Annotated in this window: 2 protein-coding genes and 1 pseudogene; all 3 read left to right on the top strand. The window is 71.8% G+C overall.

The genetic code is table 11. The features are described 5' to 3' along the window. Nucleotides 1–1,085, top strand: a pseudogene (locus ACWFRU_RS42115) (hypothetical protein); the annotation flags it as partial. A gap of 344 nt (nt 1,086–1,429) precedes the next feature. After that, nucleotides 1,430–3,091 (top strand): hypothetical protein, encoded by a 1,662-nt coding sequence (locus ACWFRU_RS42120; RefSeq protein WP_453694137.1) that lies wholly within the window; start codon nt 1,430–1,432, stop codon nt 3,089–3,091. Next, a partial coding sequence (locus tag ACWFRU_RS42125) for a DEAD/DEAH box helicase family protein (RefSeq protein WP_453694139.1) occupies nt 3,088–5,053 on the top strand: 1,966 nt, incomplete at its 3' end. The genes ACWFRU_RS42120 and ACWFRU_RS42125, both read left to right, overlap by 4 nt.

The raw sequence follows: 5,053 nt of genomic DNA on the forward strand, positions 1-5,053 counted from the left end.
ACCGGGAGGAGATCAAGCAGGCCCAGGAAGAACGCCTGAAGGCTGTGGAGGAGGCTTGGCACCAGCGGGGCCTGGAGCAGCACCCGGACGCCGCTCGGGCCCGCCTGGGCGCGGGCTCCGGGGGCAGGCAGCCGGTTCGGATCGACGGGGCCAGGGACACTTACGGGTATGTGGAGCGGCAGGGGAAGAAGTTCCGGGCCCTGGCCGACTACAGCGAGCGCAGCAGCCTGGGCGATTTCGACTCCGCGCCGGCGGCGATGGCCGCGCTGGTGCGCCGGTTCGACCAGGATCCGGAAACTCTTCCGCAGCGCACCTGGGGCCTGCGACAGAACGTGGATCTGGTGTCCAGTTCCTACGAGCCGCTGGTGTCGTGGCTGCGGCGCAGGCCCTCGCTCTCCCGCGAGCAGGACCGTCTGCTCACTGAGCTGACCCCCTACGAGATGCCGACGCAGACGAAGGTGCTGCACCCGCTCACGAACAAGGTGGCGCGGGCCTACCCGTTCTGGTTCGAGGAGGGGTTGCTCGGGGAGCTGGCGCGGGTCGCGGAGCGTGCGACGGAGGACCTGCGCGAGCAGTCGCTGAACGAGGAGCTGCCCAAGCGGGAGCGGGAGGCGGCCAAGCGGCGTATCCCGGCGATGGGTGCCGCGCTGATCAGGATCAACGCGGTCATCGGGCACGTCCGTGAAGCGGGCGGCGACGTGGAGCGCCGTGGTGTGGATCAGGGGCGGGTGGCGGCCCAGCTGTCGGCGCTGGCCGGTAGCGTCGACGGAGGAGAGGGAGGCGAGGGTGATGGTGGCGAACAGCCAGTACGCGACGCTGCTGCGGAGGCACTGGGAGGAGTTCCGGCCCAGGGAGCTGGCGGCGATGGAGGACCCGGAGAGGTTCTTCCGGACGCTGGGGTCGCAGATGGGCGAGGCGATCGCCATGGCGGAGGAGGACCTGGAGGAGGCGCTGGTACCGGAGACGGAGTACCTGGCCCGGGTCGGTCAGCTGCAGCAGATCCGGGCGACGGCGCGGGAGCAGGTCCTGCGCGAGATGCTGCCGCCGCCGGAGGAAGGACGCCCCGGACCAGGCGGCACGGCTGAGTCCGGAAGCGGCGGAGCTGGCGTCGATCCGCAGGGAGCTGGAGAACCTGGAGCGGTAGTCCGCTTCCGCCCCGACCCGGCGGACCTGCCGCGCGGCCCGATGGCCCGAGCGGAGGCCAACCTGGCCGCTCTGAAGGTGCTGCGGACCGTGGAAGGGGAGAAGCGCGGGGCGACCCTGGAGGAGAAGTGGACCCTGGCCCGCTGGTCGGGCTGGGGTTCGGTGCCCACGGTGTTCCTGGACGAGCCGGACGCCGACGAGCCGCTCTACCACGCTCTACCAGCCCGGCGGCGACCGGGAGGGCGGCTTCGAGACGGACCACGCGCAGTGGGAGTCCTACTCCCGGGTGCGCGGCGAACTGCGGGACCTGCTGGACCCCTTCGAGTGGCGGGCCGCGTCCCGGGCCGTGCTCTCGGCCCACTACACCCCCCAGGCCGTCGCCGAGGCCATGTGGGAGGGCTTGGCCGCGTACGGGTTCGAGGGCGGGGAGGTCCTGGAGGCCGGATGCGGGTCCGGTGCGTTCTTCGGCGTCGCCCCGAAGGGTGCGCGGCTGACCGGCGTCGAGCTGGACACCACCACCGCGGCGATCGCCGCCCGGATCTACCCGCACGCCAACGTGCTCCCGGAGTCGTTCACCGACACCGACGCCCCGCTGGGCACGTTCGACGCCGTGATCGGGAACGTCCCCTTCGCGCAGGCCCCGTTCGGGGAGCGCCGCTACCGGGCGGGCGGCCACTCCCTGCACAACGGGTTCATCATCAAGCAGCTGGCGCTGCTGCGGCCCGGCGCCTACATGAGCGTGATCACCTCGCGGTGGACGCTGGACGGCGAAGACTCCTCCGCCCGGCAGGACATGTCCCGCTGGGGTGACCTGGCAGCCGCCTACCGGCTCCCCAAGGGCACCTTCGGTGAGACCGCCGATACCGACGTCGTCGCCGACGTTCTGGTCTTCCGCCGCCGCGCCGAGGGCGAGGAACCCGGGGACCTGGGGTGGATCGACGCCCCGGAACGGGAGCTGGGCGGCCACACGGTGGGCGTGAACGCCTACTTCACCCAGCACCCCGACCACGTGCTGGGCCGCCTGACGGCCGAGTCGGGTCCGTACGGGCCCCGGGTCACCGTCCAGGGCGACCCCGGCCAGGCGCCCCGGCTGCTGCGCGAGCGGATGCAGACCACCGCCGCCGCGGCGGTCGCCGCCGGCCGGGACTACGTCCCTCACGAGGACTGGCCGCACCGGGAACCGCTGCTGCTCCAGACCGCCCGGGCTAAGCACGCCACCGACTTCACCGGCCGCCTCTACACCGACGACCAGGGGCGGATCTGGCAGCACGTCAACGGATCGGACCCGGTCCGGGTCATCGCCGCCGACGGCGTCGCGGGCACCGAGCAACTGCGGATGCTGCTGTCGCTGCGCGACGTGGCGGGCGAACTCCAGGAACTGGACCGGACCGCCGACGACCCGGCCCGGGCGCAGGAGGTCCGCGGCCAGCTCTCCCGGCTGCATGCCGTTTACACCGAGAAGTACGGGCCGCTGTCGCGGCCGCGGCAGACCCGGCTGGCGCTGCCCTCGGACGAGGCCAAGGCCGCCGCACGCAAGGCGGAGGTCGGCCTCGACGGAGAGGACCGGCTGCCCACCGGGTGGGGCTGGTTCCGCCAGGACCCGCACGCCGCGGTCGTCCTGGGCCTGGAGCACTGGGACCGGGCCACCGAGCGGGCGGTGCCCTCGGAGGTCCTGGTCCGCCGGCCCGGCACCCTGCGCGGCGAACTGAAGCCGACCAGCGACCCGAAGACTGCGCTGATGGCCGTGATGGGCGCCACCGGCCGCGTCGACCTGCCGATGATCGCGAACCTGCTGGGCACCACCACCGATGATGCCCGTCTGCGGCTGGGCACGGAGGTCTTCGACAACCCCGTCACCGGGAAGCTGGAGCACGCCGGGGCCTACCGGTCCGGACGAAGCTGGAGCAGGCCCGTACGGCGGCGGCCACCGACCCGGCGTACGCGGTGAACGTCGCCGCCCTGGAAGTGGCCCAGCCCGCGCAGAAGGTGCTCGGGCAGTTCACCGCGAAGCTCGGCGCGCACTGGATTCCCGCCCCGCTGGTCCAGGGCTTCCTGCGCGAGTACCTCGGCGACCCGACCCTCCAGGTCAGCCACAACGAGCGCTACGGCTGGTCGCTGGCCGCCGGGAAGGTCCCCGACGCGGTCAACGCGCTCAAGGGCACCGCCCGCCGCCCGGCGCTCCACATCGCCAAGGCCCTCCTGGGCCGGGCGTCGATGGCCGTCAACCTCCTGGACGGCAGCGGCGTCGACGAGGACGCCACCCGTGCCATGCGGTACAAGGCCGACGCGATGCGCTCGGCGTTCGAGGAATACTGCACCGCCTCCACCATCCGCGTCACCCAGCTCACCGACGCCTACAACCGGCAGATGAACGGGCACGTCGTCCGCAGCTACGACGGGCTGTCGCCGACCCTGGAGGGGTTCACCACCGAGCGGACCCCGCACCCCTGGCAGCACTCGGGCGCGGCCCGCATGCAGTTCGAGCGGGGCGTGATCCTCGCCCACGAGATGGGCCTGGGCAAGACCACCACCATGGTCATGGGCTCCCAGGCCCTGAAGGCCTCCGGGCAGATCGCCAAGCCGTTCGTCGTCGTCCAGCCCGGCCTGGGCAAGCAGTGGCTCGACGAAGCCGAGCTGCTCTACCCCAACGCCGACATCCGCCTGATCACCTCCGACGACCTCGCCGACGGCAACCGCCGCCCGGTCCTGGAGTGGCTCCGGGCCAACACCCCCGACCTGGTCATCTTCACCGAGGGCGCGTTCGGGTCGATCCGGATGAGCCCCGAGCGCCAGGAACTGTTCATCTTCCGCGAGCTGGAATCGCTCAAGGAACAGCTGGAGCGCGAACGCGGCATCCCGCACAACGCGTTCGCCCTGATGAAGCTGGAACAGCGCCTGGCCACGGTGGAGGCCCGCATCCGGCGCAACGATGCCCCGATGCGCACCCCCGGGGAGGTGTACTGGGACGACCTGGGATTCGACTACGTCATGGTCGACGAGGCCCACCGCTTCACCGCCCTGGGCTTCCGCTCCAAGGAGGCCGGGGGCAGCAGCGCGAGCATCCGCGCGGTCGACCTCTACCAGAAGGTCGACTGGCACCACCAGGTCGCCGAGGCCGACGGCGGTCGCCCTACCGTCACCCTCGGCACCGGCACGCCGATGGAGAACTCCATTGCCGAGCAGTACGACTGCCTGGAGCTGGCGACGCCGTGGCTGCTGGACCAGTTCGGGGTCCACGGCCCGGACCTGTGGGCGGAGACCTACGGGGAGAAGGTCCAGCGCATCGAGATGGCCCCGGACGGCAGCGGCCTGACCATCGTCGAGCGGTTCTCCCGGTTCACGTCCAAGCAGACGATGAAGACGATGTGGGGGCTGGCCACCGACACCAAGACCGGTGACGAGGTCGGCATCGAACGCCCGCAGATCGCCGGGGGCGCCCCCAAGCTGGTGCTGGTGGATCCGACCGCCGACCAGCAGGCCCGCCTCCAGCGTCTCGTCGTACGCGGGCAGGCCATCCACGCAGGGGACGTCACCCGCGACGAGGACAACATGCTGGCCGTCTCCGGCGAAGGCCGGGCGGTCGCCCTGGACCCGCGGCTGGTCGACGCGTCGGCGCCGGCGGGCAACAAGCTCGTGCAGGCGGCCGACATCATCGCCGCCGGGTACCACGCCAACAAGGACCGCACCTACGCCGGTCACCCGGATCCCGGCGGCCTGTTCTTCGTCTTCGCCAACTCCGGAACCCCCGGGGGCAACAACAAGGGCAACTTCGACGCCTACGCCGAGCTCCGCGAACTCCTCGCCACCCGCGGCGTGCCGCGGGAGATGGTCCAGTTCGCCCAGGAACACCGCAGCCCGGAGCAGAAGGCCGCGATGACCAAGGCCGCCAACAACGGCGGCATCGCGGTCC

It is taken from the genome of Streptomyces sp. NPDC055099, from assembly GCF_053607685.1.